The organism is Frankia gtarii (assembly GCF_025403375.1).
Lineage (GTDB): Bacteria > Actinomycetota > Actinomycetes > Frankiales > Frankiaceae > Frankia > Frankia gtarii.
The window spans coordinates 1-479 of sequence record NZ_JAMPTM010000621.1; the positions used below are offsets into that span (position 1 = coordinate 1).

The 479-nt window shown below is 65.3% G+C and carries 1 protein-coding gene; it reads left to right on the forward strand.

What is annotated here, in order from left to right; genetic code table 11:
* Window positions 1–479 (forward strand): M20/M25/M40 family metallo-hydrolase (locus tag NBZ83_RS34725; protein WP_261576564.1); only part of this gene is annotated, 479 nt, incomplete at both ends.

The window sequence follows — 479 nt, forward strand, 5'->3', positions numbered from 1 at the left end:
GCGCTGTACGAACTGTCGCACCAGGTGCTCCAGATGCGCGATCTGTCCAAGCCCGAAACCGGCCTGAAAGTGAACTGGACGGTGGCACAAGCGGGCACCAACCGCAACGTGATCCCGGCCGTCGCCACCGCGCAGGCCGATGTGCGTCTGCTGCGGGCCGCCGATGCCGACAAGCTGGAAGAGACCGTCAACGAACGCATCAAGAACAAGCTGGTCTCGGATACGCAGGTCACGGCCAAGTTCGAGCGCCGCCGCCCGCCGCTGGAAGCGACGCCGGCGTCGCGCGCGTTGGCCGAGCACGCCCAGAAGATCTACGGCGAACTCGGCAAGACGCTGGAGATTGACGACAAGGCAGAAGGCGGCGGCACCGATGCCGCGTTTGCCGCGTCCAAGACCAAGGCGCCTGTGATCGAGCGCTTTGGGCTGGCGAGCTTCGGCGCGCACTCGAACGACGCCGAATACGTCGACTTGAACTCCAT